The 22,099-nt window shown below is 63.7% G+C and carries 14 protein-coding genes and 1 pseudogene; 8 read left to right on the top strand and 7 right to left on the bottom strand.

What is annotated here, in order from left to right:
• Entirely contained in the window at positions 1-1,548 is a 1,548-nt protein-coding gene (locus KTQ42_RS22215; RefSeq protein ID WP_217347800.1) for an altronate dehydratase, read from the top strand.
• A 314-nt stretch (positions 1,549-1,862) separates the two neighbouring features.
• On the opposite strand, the gene KTQ42_RS22210 is transcribed toward KTQ42_RS22215, so the two are convergent.
• The 3 genes from KTQ42_RS22210 to KTQ42_RS22200 all read right to left on the bottom strand — a co-directional run bounded on the left by KTQ42_RS22210 (position 1,863) and on the right by KTQ42_RS22200 (position 8,029).
• Positions 1,863-3,908: a TRAP transporter fused permease subunit gene (locus KTQ42_RS22210; protein WP_217347799.1), complete on the bottom strand. Its 2,046-nt coding sequence runs from the start codon at positions 3,906-3,908 to the stop codon at positions 1,863-1,865.
• Between the two features lie 88 nt (positions 3,909-3,996).
• Positions 3,997-4,956 carry a TAXI family TRAP transporter solute-binding subunit gene (locus KTQ42_RS22205; RefSeq protein ID WP_217347798.1) on the bottom strand — a complete coding sequence of 320 codons (960 nt, stop codon included), beginning with the start codon at positions 4,954-4,956 and terminating at the stop codon, positions 3,997-3,999.
• A 385-nt stretch (positions 4,957-5,341) separates the two neighbouring features.
• Positions 5,342-8,029, bottom strand: a complete 2,688-nt coding sequence (locus KTQ42_RS22200; protein WP_217347797.1) for an EAL domain-containing protein — start codon at positions 8,027-8,029, stop codon at positions 5,342-5,344.
• Between the two features lie 261 nt (positions 8,030-8,290).
• Here KTQ42_RS22200 and KTQ42_RS22195 point away from each other — a divergent pair, with 261 nt between their 5' ends.
• The 3 genes from KTQ42_RS22195 to KTQ42_RS22185 are packed head-to-tail and all read left to right on the top strand — an operon-like array spanning position 8,291 to position 14,176.
• Positions 8,291-11,470, top strand: coding sequence for an efflux RND transporter permease subunit (locus KTQ42_RS22195; protein ID WP_217347796.1), 3,180 nt, complete (start codon positions 8,291-8,293; stop codon positions 11,468-11,470).
• 22 nt (positions 11,471-11,492) lie between these two features.
• A complete protein-coding gene (locus KTQ42_RS22190) occupies positions 11,493-12,737 on the top strand; it encodes an efflux RND transporter periplasmic adaptor subunit (protein ID WP_217347795.1) in 1,245 nt (414 codons plus the stop codon).
• Positions 12,734-14,176, top strand: a complete 1,443-nt coding sequence (locus KTQ42_RS22185; protein ID WP_217347794.1) for an efflux transporter outer membrane subunit — start codon at positions 12,734-12,736, stop codon at positions 14,174-14,176. The genes KTQ42_RS22190 and KTQ42_RS22185 overlap by 4 nt, the downstream gene beginning before the upstream one ends.
• Before the next feature lie 158 nt (positions 14,177-14,334).
• Here KTQ42_RS22185 and KTQ42_RS22180 read toward each other — a convergent pair whose 3' ends face one another.
• Positions 14,335-15,534, bottom strand: coding sequence for an ABC transporter substrate-binding protein (locus KTQ42_RS22180; protein WP_249223085.1), 1,200 nt, complete (start codon positions 15,532-15,534; stop codon positions 14,335-14,337).
• A 287-nt stretch (positions 15,535-15,821) separates the two neighbouring features.
• On the opposite strand from KTQ42_RS22180, the gene KTQ42_RS22175 reads away from it, so the two are divergent.
• From KTQ42_RS22175 to KTQ42_RS22165, 3 genes are all read left to right on the top strand, one after another.
• Positions 15,822-17,234, top strand: a complete 1,413-nt coding sequence (locus KTQ42_RS22175) for a M20/M25/M40 family metallo-hydrolase (RefSeq protein ID WP_217347792.1) — start codon at positions 15,822-15,824, stop codon at positions 17,232-17,234.
• 109 nt (positions 17,235-17,343) lie between these two features.
• The gene (locus tag KTQ42_RS22170; RefSeq protein ID WP_349292184.1) at positions 17,344-18,792 is read left to right on the top strand and encodes a putative PEP-binding protein; all 1,449 of its coding nucleotides are present in this window, start codon (positions 17,344-17,346) and stop codon (positions 18,790-18,792) included.
• An 87-nt stretch (positions 18,793-18,879) separates the two neighbouring features.
• Positions 18,880-19,032: a CBS domain-containing protein gene (locus tag KTQ42_RS22165; RefSeq protein WP_217347791.1), complete on the top strand. Its 153-nt coding sequence runs from the start codon at positions 18,880-18,882 to the stop codon at positions 19,030-19,032.
• Between the two features lie 78 nt (positions 19,033-19,110).
• Here the strand turns inward: KTQ42_RS22165 and KTQ42_RS22160 are convergent, their stop codons facing one another.
• The 3 genes from KTQ42_RS22160 to KTQ42_RS22150 form a co-directional block, all read right to left on the bottom strand.
• Entirely contained in the window at positions 19,111-20,040 is a 930-nt protein-coding gene (locus KTQ42_RS22160; RefSeq protein WP_217347790.1) for a DedA family protein/thiosulfate sulfurtransferase GlpE, read from the bottom strand.
• Between the two features lie 213 nt (positions 20,041-20,253).
• Complete coding sequence (locus KTQ42_RS22155; protein WP_217347789.1) at positions 20,254-20,973, bottom strand: PEP-CTERM sorting domain-containing protein; 720 nt, start codon at positions 20,971-20,973, stop codon at positions 20,254-20,256.
• 184 nt (positions 20,974-21,157) lie between these two features.
• Positions 21,158-21,337 carry a hypothetical protein gene (locus KTQ42_RS22150; protein WP_217347788.1) on the bottom strand — a complete coding sequence of 60 codons (180 nt, stop codon included), beginning with the start codon at positions 21,335-21,337 and terminating at the stop codon, positions 21,158-21,160.
• A gap of 64 nt (positions 21,338-21,401) precedes the next feature.
• Here KTQ42_RS22150 and KTQ42_RS22145 point away from each other — a divergent pair.
• Positions 21,402-21,827 (top strand): annotated as a pseudogene (locus tag KTQ42_RS22145) (hypothetical protein); the annotation flags it as partial.
• Positions 21,828-22,099 lie beyond the last annotated feature (272 nt).

Genomic DNA, 22,099 nt, shown 5'->3' with positions numbered 1-22,099 from the left:
ATGATAGAAACCTCCCAGAAACAATTCCTCGGCCCGGTGATTCGCCTGCATCCGGGCGACAACATTGTGGTTGCCCGTACCGACATCGGCATAGGCACCGAAGTGCCGGCCGAGCGCTTCATCAGCCGCAGCCAGGTACCGGCCGGCTACAAGATCGCATCGCGCCTGATCCGCAAGGACGAGCCGATACGCAAGTACAACGTGGTGGTGGGCTTTGCCGCCATCGACATCCCGGCCGGCACGCTGGTTCATGGCCACAATACCGAGTTCCGCGAATTCCAGCGCGACTATGCGCATGCTTCCGAGTTTGCGCCAATCGACCTTCTTCCCGAAGGCCAGCGCGCGACCTTCCAGGGCATCGTGCGCACTAACGGCCGCGTCGCCACCCGCAACTACATCGGCATCCTGTCTACCGTCAATTGCTCAGCCACCGCAGTGCGCCGCATTGCCGACTGGTTTACGCCAGAGCGGCTGGCCGAGTATCCGAATGTCGATGGCGTGGTGGCCTTCAGCCATTCCCTAGGTTGCGGCATGGAAATGACGGGTGAGCCGATGGCGTTGCTGCGGCGGACTATGGCCGGCTATGCGCGGCATGCCAACCTGGCGGCGGTGCTGGTGGTAGGCCTGGGCTGCGAGCGTAACCAGCTGAAGGGCTTGTTGGATGACGAGCAGTTGGAAGCCGGCCCGCTGCTGCGCACCTTCGTGATGCAGGAAACCGGCGGCACCAGGAAGACCATTGAAGCCGGTGTAGCGGCGGTTCGGGAGCTGTTGCCGGCGGCCAACCAAGTACGACGCCAGACCGTCTCAGCCAGCCATCTGTGCGTGGGCCTGCAGTGCGGCGGCTCGGATGGCTTTTCCTCCATTACTGCCAATCCGGCGCTGGGTTCGGCGGTGGACCTACTGGCCCGCCACGGCGGTACCGCGATCCTGTCCGAGACGCCCGAGATCTACGGCGTGGAGCACACCCTGACACGGCGTTCGGCCAGCCGCGAGGTTGGCGAAAAGCTGCTTGAGCGCATCCGTTGGTGGAAGGATGTCTATTCCGTCGGACGCGACGTGCAGATCAATGGCCAGGTCAGCCCCGGTAACCAGGCCGGCGGGCTTGCCAACATCTTCGAGAAGTCGCTGGGATCGTCGATGAAGGGCGGCACCGGCCCGCTGATGGAGGTCTACCGTTATGCAGAGCCGGTGACCGCCAAGGGCCTAGTCTTCATGGACACGCCAGGCTATGACCCGGTATCGGCAACAGGCCAGATCGCCGGCGGCGCCAACCTGATTGCCTTCACCACCGGTCGCGGCTCGATGTTCGGCGCCAAGCCGGTGCCGTCGATCAAGCTGGCGACCAATACGCCGATGTTTGAGCGGCTGGAGGAAGACATGGACATCAATTGCGGCGCGATCCTGGATGGTTCGATGTCGATCAATGCGATGGGGGAACGCATTTTCGAACTCATGCTGCGCACGGCTTCTGGCGAGGCCAGCAAGAGCGAGCTGCTGGGATTGGGGGACAATGAGTTCGTGCCCTGGCAGATCGGAATCATGAGTTAACGTCGGTTTGTGTGGCGTGGCGCCACGCGGGGCGTTGCCTTCACGCGTTGCCGTGCAAGCTTGGGTTTGCCTGGCATGGTGTGGGTTGAGTCGACATCGTTGCAGTTGCGGTGGACCCCTGTTGATTGCGCCGTGCCGCCCATGCCTGAAGCGGATAAGGTGCGACGTCGGTAGGCTGCAATACCCTGCAGGGGCATTGCAGCATTGGTTAATCGGGGAAGTCCGCTGACGATGCGATCCCGGTTTGCGAACGCGGTGCAATGTCCTTGGGTATCGCACCCTACAAAGGCAGCTGCCGCTGCGTGTCCACTCCCCTATCCGGCACGCGATCCCGCCACCACGGCCCTTCCCCTCAACTGCTGCATCACCACCGCAGCAATCAGCAAGCCAAATCCCAGCAAGTCGTAGAACGTCCCCGGATAAGCCAGCGCAAATCCTGCTACAAGCAACAGCGTGCGCTCAAGCCAGTTGGTGCGGATGAACATCCAGCCTTGGAAACCCGCCGCCAGTGCCGCAATGCCAGCCGCTGCGGTCAGGCTGACTTGGGCGATGGACCACCAGTTCGCGCTGGCCAGCGCCTTGGTCGAGCCCATTAGCAGCAGGCCCTGGCCGCTGGGGTCGAGCACGAACATGAAAGGCAGCAGGAAGGCAGGCACCGTGTACTTCCAGCACTGCATCGTGGTCTTGTACGGATCGCCACCCGTAATAGCCGAAGCGGCGAATGGCGACAGGGCCGTTGGCGGCGAGACTTCCGACAGCACGGCGTAATAGAAGATGAACATGTGAGCCGCGAAGTCAGGCACGCCCAGCTTGGTCAGCGCCGGCGCGGTAATCACCGCGCAGATGATGTAGGACGCCGTCACCGGCACTGCCAGCCCGACGATCCATACCACCAGCGCCGTGTAGACAGCGGTCAGCAGCAGCGAGCCGCCGGCATAGGCAATCACAATAGAACTGAACTTCAGGCCCAGGCCGGTCAGCGTCACTACGCCGACGATGATGCCGGCGCCGGCGCACGTGGCGGCAACGTTGAGCATGCCGACGGAGCCGGATTCCAATGCCTTGACCAGCCGCGAGTCGGCGATGTGCCGCCATACCGAGCCCTTACCGCGGAAGAGGTCATAGGACAGCAGCGCGCAGTCGCGGTCGAGGAAGCTGACGAAGAAGGTGACGATGGTGGCCCAGAACACCGACAGCACCGGCGAATAGCCGAGCAGCATGAACACTACGATCGACACCAGCGACACAAAATGGAACCAGTAACGCCGCGTCAGGTTCCACAAGCTGTCGGCCTTGGCGAACACGGTATTGCCCATGCCGTATTTGCGCGCATCGATCTCCACCATCAGGAACAGCGCCAGGTAGAACAGCACCGTCGGAATGGCCGCCATCAGCAGCACGTCGAGATAGGAAATCTTCAGGAACTCGGCGATCAGGAAAGCCGCCGCGCCCAGCACCGGCGGCGAGATGATGGCGCCCAGTCCGCCCGCGGCCAGGAGGCCGCCAGCGGCATTGCGTTCATAGCCAACCTTCTGCAGCATCGGCCAGGCCACCGAACCCAGCGTGACCGTGGTTGCCACGCCCGAGCCGGAAGGGCCTCCCAGCAGGAAGGACGCCAGCACCACAGTGCGGCCGGCGCCGGTTGGCTTGCCGCCCATGGCCGCGAAGGAAAAGTCGATATAGAACTTGCCTGCGTTAGAGAACTGCAGGAAGGCGCCGAAGATGGTGAACAGGATGATCAGCGAGGAAGAGACATCCAGCGCCACGCCGAAGATGCCTTCCAGCGTCATGTACATCTGCCCTACCAGCCGGCCCAGCGTATAGCCCTTGTGGGTCCAGGGCTGCGGCAGGAAGTTACCGTACAGGGCGTAGAGTACGAAGCCGATTGTCACCACCGGCATGATCCAGCCGGCAGTGCGGCGCATTGCTTCCAGCACAAGTATCATCAGCAGCGCGCCAAACACGATGTCCCAGGTTTCGGGCATGGTGTTGCGGTCGTTGAAGTCGTCGCCGCCCATGATGGCGTAGGCAATAATCACCAGCGACAAAAGGGCCGCGAGCCAGTCCCACCACATGATGCGATGGCGGAAGCGGCGCGCCACCGGGAACATCAGGAAGGTCAGAAACAGTACGAAGGCCAGGTGCACCGGACGCAGCACCTGCGTAGGCACGATCGCATAGGCGCTGTAGAGGTGGAACAGTGACATCACCACGGCGGTGAGGGTCAAAAAGCCGGCAATCCAGCCAGTCATGCGGTTGGCCGCGCCTTCCTCTTCCTCAATATAGGCTTCCGCCTTTTTCAACGCCTCTTCGTCCACGCCGGCGGCCAGTGCCGGGTCCGGCTTGCTACTTTCAGTCATAGGGTGTCCGGTGTTGTTAAACATGCGGCTTGCCGTCCGCCGGCCGCGCGCAGCAGCGGGCGACCGGATCAGGCTCGCATCAAAGTACTCAGTTCAGCTTGATGCCTTTTTCAGCGTAATACTTGGCGGCGCCTGGGTGGAAGGGCACCGGCGTGGCGCTGGTCTTTTGGTTTTCCAGCTTGAAGTTCTCCGCTTCCTTGTGCACCGCGATCAGCTCGTCGCGCTTTTCGAAGATGGTCTTGGCGATGTTATAAGCGGTCTTGTCGTCCATGTTCTCATTCGCCACCAGGATGTTCATCACGGTGGCCTGCTGGTTGTCTGCCGTCATGCCGTGGTACATGGACTTCGGGATGGTGTCGGACACATACAGGTTGCCGTACTTCTTGTTCATGATGGGCACCGTCTCGGCATGGTCGATCATCTTGATCTTGGTGCCAGGCGTGTTGGCCAGGTCGGTCACGGCCGCGGTCGGAAGGCCGCCAACCCAGAAGAAAGCATCGATCTTGTTGTCTTTGATCGCATTCACCGACTCGGCCACCGACAGCCGCTCGCGCTTGACATCCTTGTCCTTGTCCAGGCCAGCCGCCTCCAAAATGCGGAAGGCCATTACCTCGGTGGCGCTGCCCGGTGAGCCGGTCGACACATGCTTGCCCTTCAGATCTGCCAGCTTGCTGATGTTGCGCCCTTCCACCGTTACCAAGTGCATGCGGTTGGGATAGAGGACGGCGATGGTGCGCACCGGCACCTTCTTGGACTTGAACTTGTCCTCGCCCTTGTAGGCATCCTGGGCAGCGTCGGACATGGTGAAGCCGACATAGGGCTGGCCCGAGCCGACCAGCTTCAGGTTATCCACCGAGCCGCCGGTGACTTCTGCCGTGGCCTGAAGGCCGGGCACATGCTTGGACAGCACTGCCGCCAAGCCGCCTCCGAGCGGGTAATACACGCCCCCGGTGCCGCCAGTGGCGATGGACAGATTCTGGGCGCCCGCCACTCCTGCGAAACCAATCACCAGGGTGGCCGCGCAAAGGCGTAGTAATTTCTTGAACATGCTTGTCTCCTTGGGTAAATGCATTGTCGAGTACTTGAGTACTTCTTGACGGGAATGGCTGGCGTCGTCACGGTGCCTTGCCGAAACGTTTCTGGCGCCCGTGGCAATGGCGCGCAAGGACGTGGCCATGCCTGCGGCGGGCCAACGCCATCTGTGATCGGGGTGCATTGCTGTCTCCTTTTATTGGCGCCGGGTCCTGTCGGCCCGGTGCTCATCAAGCCTTGATGCTTGTGCTCCGATCTTGTCGAAGTCGTCACATGGAAACATGCTTCCACCAAACCGTCAACTGCTACGCATCCTTGGCAAGACTGCAGTTAAGGACAAGCTCATCCGTACCGCGGCGCGGCATCACGGCGCTTACCTCGCCATGCCGGCACGACGGCCATCAGGTCCGAGGGAACAGGAAGCGCCTGGTCAGCAGGACTGCGAGCTCCTCGGCTGGCACCGGCGGGGACACATAGTAGCCCTGGGCTTCGTCGCACTGCAGTTGCTGCAGCAGGTGCAACTGCTCGGCTGTTTCCACGCCCTCGGCCACTATCCGCATGCCGATCGCATGCGCCATCGCCAGGATGGCGGTGAAGAAAGCCAGATCTTCAGGGCCATTGGCGATCTGCGCAGTGAAGGACTGATCCACCTTCAGGCCATCCATGTCCAACCGCTTCAATTGCGACAGCGAGGAATAGCCGGTGCCGAAGTCGTCCACATACAGCTTCACGCCGAGTGCGCGGATGGCCGCAAGCTCGGCGCCTGCCGTGCCTTCCTGTGCCACAGTGGCCGACTCGGTGATCTCGACCTCGATCTGGCTGGGGTCAATGCCATGGCGCGCCATGCAGCCCCCAAGACAGGCGCTGACGCTGGCGCGGTCGATCTGGCGCGCCGACACGTTCACCGACAGCGGCACCACCGGCAGGCCCGCATCGCGCCACAGCGCCAGTTGGGCGCAGGCCTTGGCGATCACCTGCTCGCCCAGCGGCACGATCAGGCCGTTCTCCTCGGCCAGACTGATGAAATCGTCCGGCGGTATCAGGCCGCGCTGCGGATGGCGCCAACGCACCAGGGCTTCCATGCTCGTCATTTCGCCCGTGGCGACATCGACGCGCGGCTGGTAGTAGAGTTCAAACTGATCGGCTTCCAGCGCATGCCGCAACTCGGCCTGCCGCGTCACCCGCTGCAGCAGGATGTCGGAAAGGCTGCGACGGTACAGGCAATAATTGCCCTTGCCGCCGGTCTTGGCGGCATACATCGCGATGTCGGCATGTTTCAACAGGGTTGGCCCGTCATTGCCATCCCGCGGAAACAGGCTGATGCCGACCGATGCCTGCACCGTATGCCGGGTGCCGCCGCCGATGGTGAAGGGGTCGCACAGCGCGGCGATCAGGCGGCCGGCTACATGCAGTACGTCTTCCTCGCTGTGGGCCGAAGCCAGGACGATGGTGAATTCGTCGCCGCCCAGCCGGGCGATGCTGTCGCCCGGACGCACCAGCGCCTTGAAGCGCAGCGCCGCCGCCCGCAGCAGCTCGTCGCCTGCGGCATGGCCCAGCGTGTCGTTGACATTCTTGAAGTCGTCGAGATCGACGAACAGCACTGCCACCAGCGTGCCGGCGCCACGGGCCTGCTCCAGAGTGGCCGGCAGATGGCTCATCAGCCAATGGCGGTTGGGCAGCATGGTCACCGGGTCGGCATTGGCCAGGCGATGCATGGCCTCCTGCTGCAGCTTGGCATCGGTGATGTCGCGCAGCGTGACGGCCAGGCCCATGCCCGAGCGCTCAAGGCGGCGCTGCAGCCATTGCGGCTGGCGGCTTTCATGCGACGGCACATGCACCTCGTCCTCATAAAATCCCTTTTCCATCGCCACGCGGCAGGCGGGTAACATGTGGGACTGAAACAGCAGGGGCGCGGTGGCCGACAGGCGCTTTCCCAACAATTCGGCGCGCGGCAAGCCCCGGTAGAAGGCGCCGCGCTCATTGCAGTCTTCGATCAGCAAATCGACGATCTGGCGCTGGCGGTCGTACAGCGGGCGCAGCATGTAAAAGCCTTCGCGCGCGCTTTCGGTGGCAAGGCGGTATGCCGTTTCCACCTCCCTGGCGTATTCCCGGCGCAGTACACGCAACGCGGAATAGCCCATGCCTGTGCCGGCCACCAGCAGCAACAGAACGCTGCCGGCCAGCGCGATGAGCTGCAGCTCGTGCTGCCGGTCCTCATAGGCAGCCATCAGGTTCTGTTCCGCCAGGCCGACCAGACCGACCATGGGATAGTTGCGGGCATGATGCCAGCCGATATAGCGGGTGCGGCCATCGACGAACCGGCTGCCGGCCATCTTTTCCAGGCCTGCCGGCGCCGGCAGGACCGGATCCTCCATCAGCACCGGGCCGGCAGTGGGCTCGACGCCTATCATCCGGGCGGCGAGAAACACGCCGTCGGCGCGGCGCGCCCCCATGAAGTCGCCCTTGCCCAGGCCGGTGTAATCAGCGATCGAGGTCAGGTAAGCCGGCTCGATGGCCACCACGATCAGGCCATCGAAGGCACCCTGGGCATCATCGAGGCGGCGAGAGAGGATCAGCACCGGACGTTTTGTGCGCATGCCGTCGATCGGCTTGGAAAACAGCAGGCCCTGGTCCTTTGCCCGATGCGACTTGAAATAGTCGCGCTCGCGAATAGACGCCTCATTGCGGCCCAGCGCCAGGGTGCTGGTTACCGGCATGCCTCGCCGATCGACAATAGTGATGGACAGCCCGGCTGCGGCCGGCACGAGGCCCTGCTTGACCTGCTCTTCCAGCAGTACGTCGCCAGCGCTTTTCTGCCAGTGGTATTTCAGGCTCAGCATGATGTAGTCGATCTGGCCGATGATGCGGTCCAGCTGCTCGGCATAGGCCCTGGCCTGGGCCGAGGCATTGGCGAAGGCGCGCTGACTGATGGCGCGCTTCTCGTTTTCCATGATCCAGAAGGCGCCGCTCCACAGGGCAGTTGCCAGCGCGCCCAGCACCACTGGCCAGACCAGTAATGCGCGCAGGTTGCTGCTGAGGTAGTGCAGCTTCTCGGCGGAACTGAATGGCAGCGGTTGTGTGGAAGTCAATGTCGTCAGCGCATGGGAAACGGGCGCGACAATTGTAAGCTGCTGCGAGTGGACTTGTTTTACTTTTTGTACGACAGTTGAGCGTCGCCGGCGCGAGCTCAACTGTCTTTGCCCACACATAGTTAATAACCTCCTACCACCATTGGTTAAAACGAGTGGGAGCCCGGCGCAGCCGTTTCAGGCTTTAAACAAGGGGCCACGATGGACAGAGCCCTTACTCAGTATAATCAAAGCCATTTTTGCTCAACCCGCCCCGTCATCATGTCCATGGTCCAACTCGCACTGCGCCGGCCCTACACCTTCATCGTGATGGCGCTGCTGATCCTGCTTGCCACGCCATTCGTGCTGCGCAAGATGGCCACCGACATCTTCCCCGAGATCGACATCCCGGTCATCAGCATCATCTGGAACTACAACGGCCTGTCGGCGCAGGAGATGGGGCAGCGGGTCGCGGCGCAGACCGAGCGCGGGCTGACTACCACCGTCAGCGACATCGAGCATATCGAGTCGCAGTCGCTGTCGGGCGTCACCGTCATCAAAATCTTCTTCCAGCCCACCGCCAACATCCAGACCGCGATCGCGCAGACGGTGGCCTCGGTGCAGACCCAGGTGCGGCAGCTACCACCGGGCATCACGCCGCCGCTGGTGATCAAGTATTCGGCATCGAGCATCCCGGTGATCCAGCTGGCGCTGTCGTCCACCTCGCTGCCCGAGCAGACCGTATTCGATGCCGCCGTCAACCAGCTGCGGCCGCAGCTGGTGACAATACCGGGCGTGGCCATCCCCTTTCCCTACGGCGGCAAGATCCGCCTGATCTCGGTCGACCTCGACATGCAGGCGCTGCAGTCGCGCGGCATGGCGCCGATCGACGTGGTCAATGCCGTCAATACCCAGAACCTGATCCTGCCATCCGGCACCGCCAAGTTTGGCGAAACCGAATACAACGTGCGCATGAACAGCTCGCCTGACGCCATTGCCGGGCTCAACGACATGCCGGTGCGTACCGCCGCCGGCGCCACCACCTTCGTGCGCGACGTGGCCCAGGTGCGCGACGGCTTCTCGCCCCAGACCAATGTAGTGCGCCGCGACGGCGAGCGCGGCGTGCTGCTGTCGGTGCTGAAGAATGGCGGCGCTTCCACGCTCGATATCGTCGACAACCTGCGCGCGATGCTGCCAGTGGCGCTGCAGACGATGTCGCCCGAGATCAAGGTCACGCCGCTGTTTGACCAGTCGGTGTTCGTCAAGGCCGCGATCAAGGGCGTGGTAGCAGAAGCGGTGATCGCAGCCGGCCTGACCGCGGCCATGGTGCTGCTGTTCCTCGGGAACTGGCGCAGCACGCTGATCATTGCCGTCACCATACCACTGTCCATCCTGGCGTCCATCCTGATGCTGTACCTGATGGGTCAGACCCTGAATTTGATGACGCTGGGCGGGCTGGCGCTGTCGGTGGGCATTCTGGTCGACCAGGCCATCGTCACCATCGAGAACATCGAGCGCCACATGCAGCTCGGCGCCAGCCTGGAAGACGCGATCCTGACCGGCGCCGGCGAGATCGGCATCCCGGTGCTGGTGGCAACGCTGTGCATCTGCATCGTGTTCGTGCCGATGTTCTTCCTCTCCGGCGTGGCGCGCTTCCTGTTCGTGCCGCTCGCAGAGGCGGTGGTGTTCGCGATGGCGGCTTCCTATCTGCTCTCGCGCACCCTGGTGCCGACGCTGGTGATGCTGTTCATGCGCGGCCATGGCGCACATGATGGCGCCAAACCCAGCCTGCTCCAGCGGCTGTACCGCGCCTTCGACCGCCGCTTCGAACAGGTGCGGCGGGCCTACATGCTGATCCTCTCGACCCTGCTGTCGCGCCGGCGCGGTTTCCTGATGCTGTTCTTGGGCTTCTGCCTGCTCTCCACGCTGCTTTTTCCCTTCCTCGGCCGCGACTTCTTCCCGACCGTGGATGCCGGGCAGATCCGGCTGCACATGCGCGCGCCCACCGGCACCCGCATCGAAGAAACCGCGCTGCTGGCCGACCGGGTCGAGGTGGCGATACGCGAGATGATTCCGGCCGACCAGCTCGACACCATCCTCGACAACCTCGGCGTGCCCAACAGCGGCATCAACCTCTCCTACAGCAATGCCGGCACCATCGGCGCGATGGATGGCGAGATCTTGCTGTCGCTGCATGAAGGCCACCGGCCGACCGGGGAGTACATCAGCCGCCTGCGCACCGAGCTGCCGCGCCGCTTTCCCGGCGTGGAGTTCTTCTTCCAGCCGGCCGACATCATCACCCAGATCCTGAACTTCGGCCTGCCTGCCGCGATCGATGTGCAACTGTCGGGCAATAACATTGCCGAGAATGCCGCGCTGGCAGGCGAGCTGGCCAAGGCCATCCGCAAGATACCGGGCGCAGTCGACGTGCATGTGCACCAGAAGCTGGACAACCCGACGCTGGAACTGCAGGTCGACCGCGCGCGCCTGCAGCAGCTCGGGCTGAACGTGGCCAATGTCGGCCAGAACCTGCTGATCGCGCTGTCGGGCAGCTCACAGACCGCGCCCGCCTTCTGGCTCAATCCGCAGAACGGCGTGGTCTACAACGTCGCGGTGCAGGCGCCGCAGTACCGGGTCGATTCGCTCGATGCGCTGCTCAACATCCCGGTGGCGGCCGGCGCCAGCGCACCGGGTGCGGCACCGCAGTTGCTGGGCAACCTGGCCGAGGCTAGGCCGGGACAGAGCCTGCCCATCGTCTCGCGCTACAACATCACGCCGGTGATTGATTTGTATGTCAGCGTGCAGGGCACTGACCTTGCCAGCGTGGCGCGCCAGGTCAGTGCCGAGGTGGAAAAGATACGGCCCAAGCTGCCGCGCGGCAGCCAGATCGCAGTGCGCGGCCAGGTGGAAACTATGCAGTCGTCGTTCACCGGCTTGCTCACCGGCCTGGCCATGGCCATCGTGCTGGTGTACCTGCTGATTGTGGTGAATTTCCAGTCCTGGATCGACGCCGCCATCATCATTGCCGCGCTGCCGGCGGCGCTGGCCGGCATTGCCTGGATGCTGTTCATCACCGGCACCACGCTGAGCGTGCCGGCGCTGACCGGCGCCATCATGACCGTGGGCGTGGCCACCGCCAACAGCATTTTGCTGGTGGACTTCGCGCGGCAGCGGCGCGCCGATGGCATACCCATCCTCACCGCTGCGCTGGAGGGCGGCGCAACCCGCATCCGGCCGGTGCTGATGACGGCGCTGGCCATGATCATCGGCATGATCCCGATGGCGCTCGGCATTGGCGAAGGCGGCGAGCAGAATGCGCCACTGGGACGCGCCGTGATCGGCGGCCTGCTGTTCGCCACGGTCTCGACGCTGTTCTTCGTGCCGGTGGTCTACGCAGCCGTTCACCAGCGCCTGGCCGCGCGCCATGCGGCACGCGCCGGCATGCAGCCGGCAGCTCACTAAAACGCAAGAGGAGACGCATTCCATGTCCGAGCAACGCCATTCCGGTCTGACGCAGCATCTGCCGCACGAGGATGAGGCCGCCGATATGCACAAGCGCAGGCAGCTGCTGCGGCGCGCGAAGATCAGCGCGGCCGTGCTGCTTGTGCTGCTGGGTTTGGGCGCGGCGCGCACCATGGTCAGCCGCATGTCAAATGCGCATGCGCTGGAGGCGGTGGCGGCCAGCAACGGCAAGCTGCATGTGCGGGTGGCCTCGCCCAAGGCCGGCGCGGCCGGGCAGCCGCTGGTGCTGCCGGGCACGCTGCAGGGCTATACCCAGTCGCCGGTGGCGGCACGCGCCAGCGGTTACTTGAAACGCTGGACCAGGGATATCGGCAGCCGTGTCGCCAAGGGCGAACTGCTGGCCGAGATCGAGACTCCGGAAATCGACCAGCAACTGACGCAGGCCGTTGCCGCCCGGGCGCAGACCGCGGCCAGCCTGATGCTGACCCAAAGCACGATGGAACGCTGGGAAGCGCTGCGCAAGAAGGACGCCGTGTCGCAGCAGGACCTGGATGAGAAACGCAGCGCCCATGCCCAGGCGCGCGCCAACCTGGCCGCGGTCGATGCCAACATCGAGCGGCTGCGCCAGCTCGAAGCCTTCAAGCGGGTAACGGCGCCCTTCGCCGGCGTGATCACCCGCCGCAACGTCGACGTCGGCGACCTGATCGATGCCGGCGGCGGCGCCAGCCGCGCGCTGTTCCTGCTGACCCAGACCGATCCGCTGCGCATCTATGTCAATGTGCCGCAGTCCTATTCGCAGCTTGTGCAGGCTGGCCAGAAAGTCACGGTCAGCCAGCCCGAACTGGCCGGCCGCAACTTCGAAGGCAAGGTGGAACGCACTGCCGCCGCGATCGACAGCGCGACCCGCACCATGCAGGTCGAGATTGGCTTGCCCAACCGCGACAATGCGCTGCTGCCCGGCGCCTATGTGCAGGTGGCGCTGCCGGTGACGAGTTCGGCGCTGACGATGTCGACCAATGCGCTGATCTTCAGCAGCGCCGGGCCAAAGGTGGCGGCGGTGGACCAGGCCGGGCGCGTCCATATCAAGCCGGTGCGCATCGGCCGCAACTTCGGCCAGACGGTGGAAGTGCTGGAAGGCGTCGATGCGGCTGACCGGCTGGTGTTGAATCCACCCGATGCGCTGGCCGAGAACGACCTGGTCGAGGTGGTGGCCGATGCGCCGGCCGCCAAGGCCGGCAACGGCAGCCAGACCCGGCCGGCGCCATGAGGCGGCCACGCCGGCTGGCCGGCCTTCTGGCTGGCGCCGCCCTGCTGGCAGGCTGCGCCACGCCACCCGAGATGCGCAAGCCGGTGCTCAACCTGCCGGCCGCATGGACCCTGGAAGCGCCATGGCGCGAAGCCCGTCCCGACGATGGCGCCGAGCGCGGCCCGTGGTGGCAGCGCTTTGGCGATGTTGAGCTCGATGTGCTGCAGCGGCGCGCGCTCGACAACAGCCCGACGCTGGCCGTGGCCGGAGCGCGCCTGGCCCAGGCCCAGGCTGCGCTCGATGCCGCGCTGGCTGCGCGCTATCCGCAACTGGGCCTAAACCTGCGCGGCGCGCGCCAGCGCATCTCGGCCAACCGGCCTCTGACCAATTACAGATCGCCCAACTTCTCCACCGTGCAGAACGACGCGGTTGCCCAGCTCAGCGTCAGCTATGAAGCCGACCTGTTCGGCCGCATCGCCAGCAATATCGCCGGCGTCACCGCGTCGGCCGAGCAGTCCGCGATCGATCTGGAGAATGCCCGGCTGCTGCTGACCGCAGACGTGGCCACCGCCTACTTCAACCTGCGCACCGTCGACACGGAACTGGACGTGGTGGCGCGCTCGGTCGCGCTGCAGCGGCGCGCGCTGGAACTTGCCAGCGACCGCCATGACCTCGGCGCGGTATCGGGCCTGGACGTGGCGCAGCAGCAGGCGCTGCTCGACAGTACACTGACCCAGGTTGACCTGCTCAAGCGCCAGCGAGCCCAGTTCGAACATGCGCTGGGCACGCTCACCGGCGCCGGCGCGCCCGGCTTCACGCTGGCGGCACGCGTGCTGCCGGCGCAGTCGCCGCTGGTGCCTACCGTGCCGCTGGGACTGCCGTCAGACTTACTGGAGCGCCGACCCGACGTCGCCGCGGCAGAACGCGCGATGGTAGTGGCCAATGCCCAGCTCGGCGTGGCGAATGCGGCCTTTTATCCGAGCATTTCACTGAGCGCCGCCGGCGGCGTGGAATCGCGCGCGCTGCCGATGCTGTTCGATGCGCCCAGCCTGCTATGGTCGCTCGGCGCCTCGCTGGCCCAGCCGCTGTTCGATGCCGGCCGCATCCGCGCCAACCAGGCCGGCGCCCAAGCCGGCTATGAAGCTACAGTGGCGGGCTATCGCCGCGTGGTGCTGACAGCAATGCAGGAAGTCGAGGATGGCATCAGCGGCATGGCCTCGCTGGAGCGTGCGCATGCGCAGGCGCTGCGCGCCAACGACAGCGCGGCCCGGGTGCTGGACCTGGCCACCGCGCGCTACGAAGGCGGCGTGGCCAGTTACCTCGACCTGATTAGCGCGCAGCAGAACCTGCTGACTGCACAGCGCCAGGTGGCCCAGCTTGCCGGCCAGCGGCTGCTGTCGTCGGTGTTTTTGATCAAGGCCCTGGGCGGCGACTTCCAGCGCGGTGCACAGGGCGGGTGAATGACAGTAGGATGATTAGCCGGTGCCCACGGCAATGAGGAAGCATAGTCGCCGTCGGGTCTAGGCTGGACAACACCACCTGCTCGCTGGCGCGTCCTGATGGGCGCCAGCGAGCAGGTGCATCGAAACGGCAGGCAGCGCCCCGATGTATTAGCCAGCTACTTCTTCACCAGCGGACAGGCGGACGCGCTCAGCGGTTGAAACGCCTGCTCTCCCGGTATGGTTGCCACCAGCTTGTAGTAATCCCAGGGCGCCTTCGACTCGGACGGTTTCTTGACCTGGTACAGGTACATGTCATGCACCATGCGGCCATCCTCGCGAATGCGACCATTCTTCGCGAACATGTCATTGACCGGCATCTCCCGCATCTTCTGCATCACCGCGCCGGTCTCGTCGGTGCCGGCCGCCTTCACCGCCTTCAGGTATTGGATCACAGAGGAATAGAGGCCCGCCTGGCTCATGTTCGGCATCTTCTTCGTCTTCTCGAAGAAGCGCCGTGACCACTTGCGGCTCTCGTCGTCATGGTCCCAGTAGAAGCCGGTCGTCAGCAGCATGCCCTGCGCCGCTTCCAGGCCCAGCGTATGCACGTCATTGATATAGACCAGCAGGCCGGCCAGGCTCTGCTTGCCCGAGGTGGTGAGTCCGAATTCCCGCGCCGCCTTGATTGCGCTGATAGTGTCGCCGCCCGCATTGGCCAGGCCGATCACCTTCGCGCCCGAGCCCTGCGCCTGCACCAGGAAGGAAGAAAAGTCCGACGCGTTCAGCGGATGCCGCACCGAGCCCAGCACCCTGGCGCCATTGGCGCGGATCACGTCGCTGGCATCCTTTTCCAGCGTGGTGCCGAAGGTATAGTCGGCTGTCAGGAAGAACCAGGTGTCGCCACCATTCTTGACCACGGCGCGCGCGGTGGCATTGGCCAGCGCATAGGTATCGTAGGCATAGTGGACCGTGACGGCGGTGCAGGCATCATTGGTCAGTCGCGCCGAGCCGGGGCCGCTGAAGACGGCGATCCGGTTCTTTTCCCTGGCGATCGGCACCACCGCCAGCGCCGGGCCAGAGGCGGCCACATCCAGGATCGCATCGACCTTGTCGCGGTCATACCATTCGCGCGCCTTGGAAGCCGCGATGTCGGCCTTGTTCTGATGGTCCGCATGGACCAGCTCGACCGGCTTGCCGAGCACCTTGCCGCCAAAGTCCTCGATCGCCATCTGCGCGGCGGCCACGCTGCCGGTGCCGGTGATGTCGGCATAGAGGCTGCTCATGTCGAGCAGCAGGCCGATCCTGACGACGTCGTTGGAAATCGCGTCAGCCGGCCGGGACTGCGCCTGTGTGCCGGCCGCGAAGCCGAGCGCGATCATTGCCGCAAGCATCTTGCGTCGCATGGTGTCTCCTCTGTTGTTATGGGTGCTTTATGGTACACAAACAGCGCTGCGGCATGCCAGGCAAAACGCCTCTCACGCCTGCCGATAACGCTAAGGGCGTCATGCAGCGATAAGCCAGGCCATGTGAGCCGTGCCGCCTGATGCATTCTTGTCCGTGCTCTGGACGCGGCACTGGCCTTTCCGCTAAGGTATGGCGCGAAGCGCATATCGCGCCCTGACAATACCTGTCAGTAATCAGCCATCCAGCACGGAGACAAGAATCAATGAAGAAAGCCATCATGAACGCCGCCATTGCCGCCACCCTGGCCGGCAGCGCCTGGGCCGGCGCCCAGAACCTGCCCGACGGCACGCCCCTCACCGCGGAACAGCAGCGTTTCCATGACATCTACAAGGAATTGGTCGAGATTAACACCACGAACTCCACTGGCGACAATACCGAAGCGGCAAAGGCCATGCAGAAGCACCTGCTGGCGGCAGGCTTCAAGGCGGAAGATATCCAGCTGTTCGAGCCGTACCCGCGCAAGGGCAATCTGGTGGTGCGCTACCGCGGCAACGGCAGCAAGAAGCCGGTGCTGTTGCTGGCCCATATCGACGTCGTGGAGGCCAAGCGCGAGGATTGGAAGACCGACCCGTTCAAGCTCAAGGAAGACGACGGCTACTTCACCGCCCGCGGCTCGTCCGACGACAAGGCTATGGCGGCCTCCTTCGTCTCCATCCTGTCCCAGTTGAAGCGCGAGAACTTCACGCCGGAACGCGACATCATTCTGGCGCTGACGGCCGACGAGGAACTGGGCGATGTGCCCAGCAACGGCGCTTTCTGGCTGGTCAACAACCAGCGTTCCGCGATCCATGCGGAGTTCGGCATCAATGAAGGCGGCGGCGGCCAGCTCAACCAGGGCAAGCCCATCCTGCACCGGGTGCAGGTGGCCGAGAAGATGTACACCACCTACAAGATCGAGGTCAGGGATGTCGGCGGCCACAGCTCGCTGCCCACTGCCACCAATCCGATGTACGAGCTGAGCGCCGCGCTGAACCGGCTTGGCGCCTACCGCTTCCCGGCCAAGCTGTCGGAAGTGACCCGCACCTACTTCGAGCGCAGCGCGCAGTTCGAGACCGGCCAGCGCGCCGACGACATGCGCGAGGTAGCCTCCGGCAAGGGCAGCGATGCCGCCATCGACCGCCTGTCCGCCACGCCGCTGTACAACGCGTTGCTGCGCACCACCTGCGTGGTGACCCAGGTCAATGCCGGCCATGCCGAGAATGCATTGCCGCAATCGGCCAAGGCGGTCGTCAACTGCCGCATCCTGCCGCATGACGATCCGGCCGAGGTGGATGCCACCCTGAAGAAAGTGCTGGGCGGCGAGCGCCTGACCATGGTCGCCAGCAACCCGCCGCTGCGCAGCCCAGCATCACCCCTGCGCCCTGACATCACCGGCGTGATCGAGAAGCTGACCGAGCAGATGTGGCCCGGCGTGCCGGTGATACCGGCAATGAGCACCGGCGCCACCGACAGCCGCTTCATGCGCAACGCCAACATCCCAATGTACGGCGTCTCCGGCATCTTCAGCGAGCCCAGCGATGCTCGCGCTCACGGGCTGGACGAGCGGGTCGCGATACCGCGTCTGTACGACGGCCGCGAGTTCATGTACCGCATGGTCAAGGCGCTAACGCAATAAAGGCCCGGCACAAGGGCCCGGCACGGCCGGGGTTCAGGCCCTTGCCTGATTCACCGCTGGCCCGCACGAGGCACTGCCATCGCCAGCGGCCGCGGTGGGCGACGGCATCGTGTCCGGTCGGGCCAATGTGGTTGCCGATATGTCCGAACTCGGCCGCTTCCAGCGCGGCGGGATACTGGTGCCCTCTACCACCATGCCCGACTGGGGCACCGTGATGAAGCAAGCGGCGGCCGTGTTAACCAATCACGGCGGGCGCACCTGCCATGCCGCCATCGTCGCGCGTGAACTCGGCATTCCGGCCGTACTGGGCTGCGATGATGCCACCGGGAAGATACGCAGCGGCGACGAAGTCACAGTGTTCTGCGCCGAAGGCGGCACGCTTGCCTTCCTTAAGACCAGCACCGGCCTCTCCGACCTGCCCATGCCCGGCACGCGGCTGATGATCAACGTCGACAATCCCGACCTTGCCTTCCAGCTGAGCTTTTTGCCCAATGACGGCGTTGGCCTAGCGCGCGTGGAATTCATCGTCGCCGAGCATATCCGGGCGCATCCGATGGCGCTGGCGCATCCGGAGCGCGTCGACGACCCGGCCGAACGCAAGCGCATCCTCGGGCTGGCCAGCGCCTATCCCAGCCCGGCCGACTATTTCGTCACCCGGCTGTCGGAAGGCGTGGGTACCATTGCCGCAGCTTTCGATCCCAAGGCAGTGATTGTGCGCATGTTCGACTTCAAGACCAATGAATATGCCAGCCTGCCGGGCGGCCGCTGGTTTGAGCCGGTCGAAGCAAATCCGATAATAGGCTTTTGCGCCGCAGGGCGTTCTATCCACCCGGCCTATGCGTATAGTTTCGCGCTGGAATGCCGGGCAATGAAAAAGGTACGGTCCGACGTGGGGCTGGACAATGTCCGGCTGATGATCGCGTTCTGCCGACGGGTGAACGAAGCGCGCCGGGTGCTGGACGCGATGGCGGGCCTGGGACTGGCGCGTGGCGTGGACGCGCTGGAAGTCTATGCGATGTGCGAGATACCGAACAACGTCCTCCAGATCGATGCCTTTGCCGCGCTGTTCGTCGGCTTTTCGATTGGCTCCAATGACCTGACCCAGCTGGTACTGGGCGTGGACCGCGACTCGGAGATCGTTTCCTTTGACTTCGACGAACGCGATCCCGGCGTGCTGGAAATGCTGCTGCTGGCCATTGAAGGCGAGAAGCGCTGCGGCCGCCATGTCGGCATCTGCGGCCAGGCGCCTTCGGACTATCCTATACTGTCAGCCTTTCTGGTGAAGCAAGGCAAAGATTCCATCAGCCTGAACCCGGACTCGGTGATCCCCACGATCAGGACACTGCTGGAGGTGGCGCAACAGCTGGGCATCCAGCCGCGACCACCGGGGCTCGCATGCACAAGGAGAAACACCATGAATCTTCACGCCGCTGACCTGATGACCACGCCGGTGATCACGGCGCAGGGCGACCAGACCGTCGCCGCGGTGGCTGCCACGATGCATCAGCACAGGCTGTCCTTCATGCCGGTGACGGAAAAGCCGGCGGCACGGCGCTGAGCGTCCTGCGCGCGGCCGACATCCTGCATCTGGAAGCGGTGCGCCAGGATACCGAACGCCTGGCAGGTCTGCGCCTACAAGCCGCTCGTGGTCGATGCCGATACGCCAGCCACCGAAGTGGCGCGACAAATGCTGGAGCGGCAGGCACACCATGTGGTGGTGATGCGCCAGCATGATCTGCTGGGCGTGATTTCAGCGCTGGATTTCGTCAACCGCTTTCTCGCCCAAAACCCTACGTAAAGATTCTGTTGCCGGAGCGCCCTGTAAAAAATGTCGACAAGGCACTTGACGACGGACAATAATTTTCCCTGTATGCCATCAATGCGTGCCATCAGTGGCATAGCCCGCTTCCCGCCAGGCATCGATACCGCCCTGTAGTGGACGCACTCGGGTATAGCCGCGCTTGAGCAACTCCCTGGCCACCAGCGCCGCCGATGCCTCATTGGGACAGGCGCAGTAGACGATGACTTCGTCAGCAAGCGGAATATCACCCGCGACGAACTCGCTGAAGTCGGGCCCGACGGTGATGGCGCCGGGAATGCGTCCCTCCACTTGCGACTGGGGCGCGCGCACGTCCACCACCAGCGGCTTTTCGCCCTGCTGCAGCATCGCGTACAACTCATCGACAGAGATTCTTGCCATGCGCAGCGAGCGCATGAAGCGATAGCGCTGCCACCACTTGCCGGCAACGAACACCGCCAGCCCCAGCGCCAGCAGCACCAAGCCGCCACGACCGAGTTGCTCCAGCACCCGCAACAGGTCATCCACGGTCGAGCTGAACAGCGTGCCGAGGTAAAGCGCCGAGCCAGCCCATATCGTGGCGCCGATCGCGTCGAACAGCAGGAAAGCCAGCGTGCCGGTGCCGGTAGCACCAGCCAGCGCACTGGCCAGCGATGCAAAGCCGGGAATGAATTTGGCAACCATCAATGAGGCTGCGCCCCAGCGCACGAATGCGCCTTCGGTCTGGCGCACGCAGGAATCGGCGGACAGGGAAAGCCGGCACAGCAGGGCCAAGATGCCGCGGCCATAACGGCGGCCGGCGAGATACCAGCCGGTGTCGGCAATCAGCGCAGCCAGTACTGCCACCAGCAGCAGCGTGGACGTAGCATATCTGCCGTCAGCCGCAAGCGCGCCGGTCAGCACCAGCGTCGGATAAGCCGGTATCGGCGCGCCAGCCTGTTCCACCAGCACATTGGCGAATACAGCGACGATACCGTACTGCTCGATCATCTGCAGCAGCCAGGACATGGCACCTCCCTTGCATTGCCTGCGTTGCGGCGCGGATCGCGCCAAACCGCAAGCATAACGGCTTGCGCCCATCCGCGCCCGGCGCGTCATGCCTACGCAGCGCTTTCCTGCAGCGGAAAAAGCGCACGCGATAAAAAAACAGGGCTGGCGTTGAATCGCCAGCCCTGTCCGGGTAGGAAAAGCCAGCGCCGTCAGGCGCTGTCAGGCTTAAGCTTAAGCCTTGTTACGACGCCGCATGAAGCCCAGCGCAGCCAGGCCGAGGCCAAAGATCGCCACGGTGCTCGGCTCCGGAACGGCGTTGCCGCCGCCACCGCCGGTTCCGGTGCCGCCTCCGCCAGCGCCCGCGAAGTTAACCGCGAAGAAAGTCTCCGGTCCGCCGGTCGCGTCGTTGATGGTTGCGGACAGGCCGATACGGTTGTTCGCACTGAAGGCGCCGTTTGCACGGGCGATTTCCGCAGCGCTCAACTGAAATACAAAGCCGGCACTGCCGATGCCCAAGTCGGCTGCATTCAGGGTGCGCGCAGCGAACGGGTCAGAAGTGAACACGTTGGTACCGGTCGGGCTGAAGATGTTCAGCGCAAGACTGCTTACCGTGAGGGAAGTGGCATTGGCCGGCTCGGCTGCATTGAGCACGATGCGTAGCGACGATGGGCTGGTTACACCTAGGCTGCCCAGGGTAGGCGTATTCGACTGCGATGCGCCAGTAAGGGCATTACCGCTGGTCGTAGCGGTGGTGCCGGTCCAGGTTACGCTACCGGTCTCGCTTGTGGTATTGGCCGGGCTGGTCAAGGTAAGAACGGTGTTGACTGCTCCCAATCCAGTGCCCTGAAAATCACCTGGACCTGCCAGGATAAGCGCATGGCTGGACGAGGCGGCTACTGCCAGCCCGATTGCAGCCAATGTGCGCGTCATGCGAAAAGTCAGTTTGGTCATGAATAGCCTCATAAGATAACGGGTCAGCGAGTGGGTTCTGCAGCCCCTCTGATGACAATCTCCCTTGTATGTGACCGACAATCGCACGAAGCATGCCAACGATTATAAGTGACTGTTTTTAAAAGCTATATCCTGTGTGAAACGGTATCCATCAGGAATTGTGTAATAAATCCCGACGCGAATGTCATATAATTTTAACAATTCTTTTAGGAATGTTAACTCCTTGTGCATACTCACTGGAGAAATACTCAAGCTGCAAGGCAGAAGCCCGCTGTGCAGGTAATTCCTGGTTGCGCAACGGAAATGACAAAAATGCACAGGCGGCTTTAGAATGCGCGGCTCCGTCTTCGATGTGCTTATGCATGAGGTAGCCAAAACCCGGCCGCCTGGAGTGGCTTGTGTCCCCTGCTCCCACTCCCTGATCCAACATGAAAACAATCGTTTTGAAGGTCGATGTCGCTGCCTACCGCGGCGCCAGGGAAGGCGTCCCGCGACTGTTGCGGCTTTTTCAGTCACGTGGTGTCAATGCGACTTTCCTGTTAAGCCTCGGCCCGGACCATACCGGCCGGGCGCTCAAGCGCGTGTTCCGCCCCGGTTTCATGAAGAAGGTTTCCCGCACATCGGTACTGGAACACTATTGCCTGAAGACGCTGCTGTATGGCACCCTGCTGCCGGGGCCGGATATCGGCCGCTCACTTGCTGACACCATGCGCATGACCGAAGCGGCAGGGTCCGAGACGTGCATTCATTGCTGGGACCATACCCGCTGGCAGGATGGCGTGGCCAATGCCGATTACGAAGGGACACTCAGGCAGTTCCAGCTCGCCGCCAACCGTTTCGAGGAAATCTTCGGACATGCGCGCACACGCACGGCGCGGCCGCTTCTGTAGCCCCTGGCGGGCTGCATGACAATGCAGGCGTCTTCACGGCAAGGCGAGCAATGCTTGCCGGCAAAGCACTGCCTCGCAGCCGCGTATTTACAGGATAGGCTCCGAACGCCGGCCAGCGCCAGGCACTGCATTGCGTTAACAAAGCGCACCAGCGCTTCTGCACAACCCGTACGCGGCAAAGTTTATATAATGGCCGTTGCCTTTGCCCCTCCTTCATTCACTCCCGGCATGCACTG

The organism is Noviherbaspirillum sp. L7-7A, assembly GCF_019052805.1.
GTDB lineage: Bacteria > Pseudomonadota > Gammaproteobacteria > Burkholderiales > Burkholderiaceae_D > Noviherbaspirillum_A.
Note: the sequence above shows the minus strand (reverse complement) of the source record. Positions and strands in the feature narration are given on the sequence as shown.

Coding starts and splice junctions, on each gene's coding strand:
- KTQ42_RS22205 (WP_217347798.1), bottom strand. CDS start 4,956: ATGTTCAAGAAATTACTACGCCTTTGCGCGGCCACCCTGGTGATTGGT.
- KTQ42_RS22185 (WP_217347794.1), top strand. CDS start 12,734: ATGAGGCGGCCACGCCGGCTGGCCGGCCTTCTGGCTGGCGCCGCCCTG.
- KTQ42_RS22215 (WP_217347800.1), top strand. CDS start 1: ATGATAGAAACCTCCCAGAAACAATTCCTCGGCCCGGTGATTCGCCTG.
- KTQ42_RS22155 (WP_217347789.1), bottom strand. CDS start 20,973: ATGACCAAACTGACTTTTCGCATGACGCGCACATTGGCTGCAATCGGG.
- KTQ42_RS22160 (WP_217347790.1), bottom strand. CDS start 20,040: ATGTCCTGGCTGCTGCAGATGATCGAGCAGTACGGTATCGTCGCTGTA.
- KTQ42_RS22180 (WP_249223085.1), bottom strand. CDS start 15,534: ATGATCGCGCTCGGCTTCGCGGCCGGCACACAGGCGCAGTCCCGGCCG.
- KTQ42_RS22190 (WP_217347795.1), top strand. CDS start 11,493: ATGTCCGAGCAACGCCATTCCGGTCTGACGCAGCATCTGCCGCACGAG.
- KTQ42_RS22150 (WP_217347788.1), bottom strand. CDS start 21,337: ATGCATAAGCACATCGAAGACGGAGCCGCGCATTCTAAAGCCGCCTGT.
- KTQ42_RS22175 (WP_217347792.1), top strand. CDS start 15,822: ATGAAGAAAGCCATCATGAACGCCGCCATTGCCGCCACCCTGGCCGGC.
- KTQ42_RS22195 (WP_217347796.1), top strand. CDS start 8,291: ATGTCCATGGTCCAACTCGCACTGCGCCGGCCCTACACCTTCATCGTG.
- KTQ42_RS22210 (WP_217347799.1), bottom strand. CDS start 3,908: ATGACTGAAAGTAGCAAGCCGGACCCGGCACTGGCCGCCGGCGTGGAC.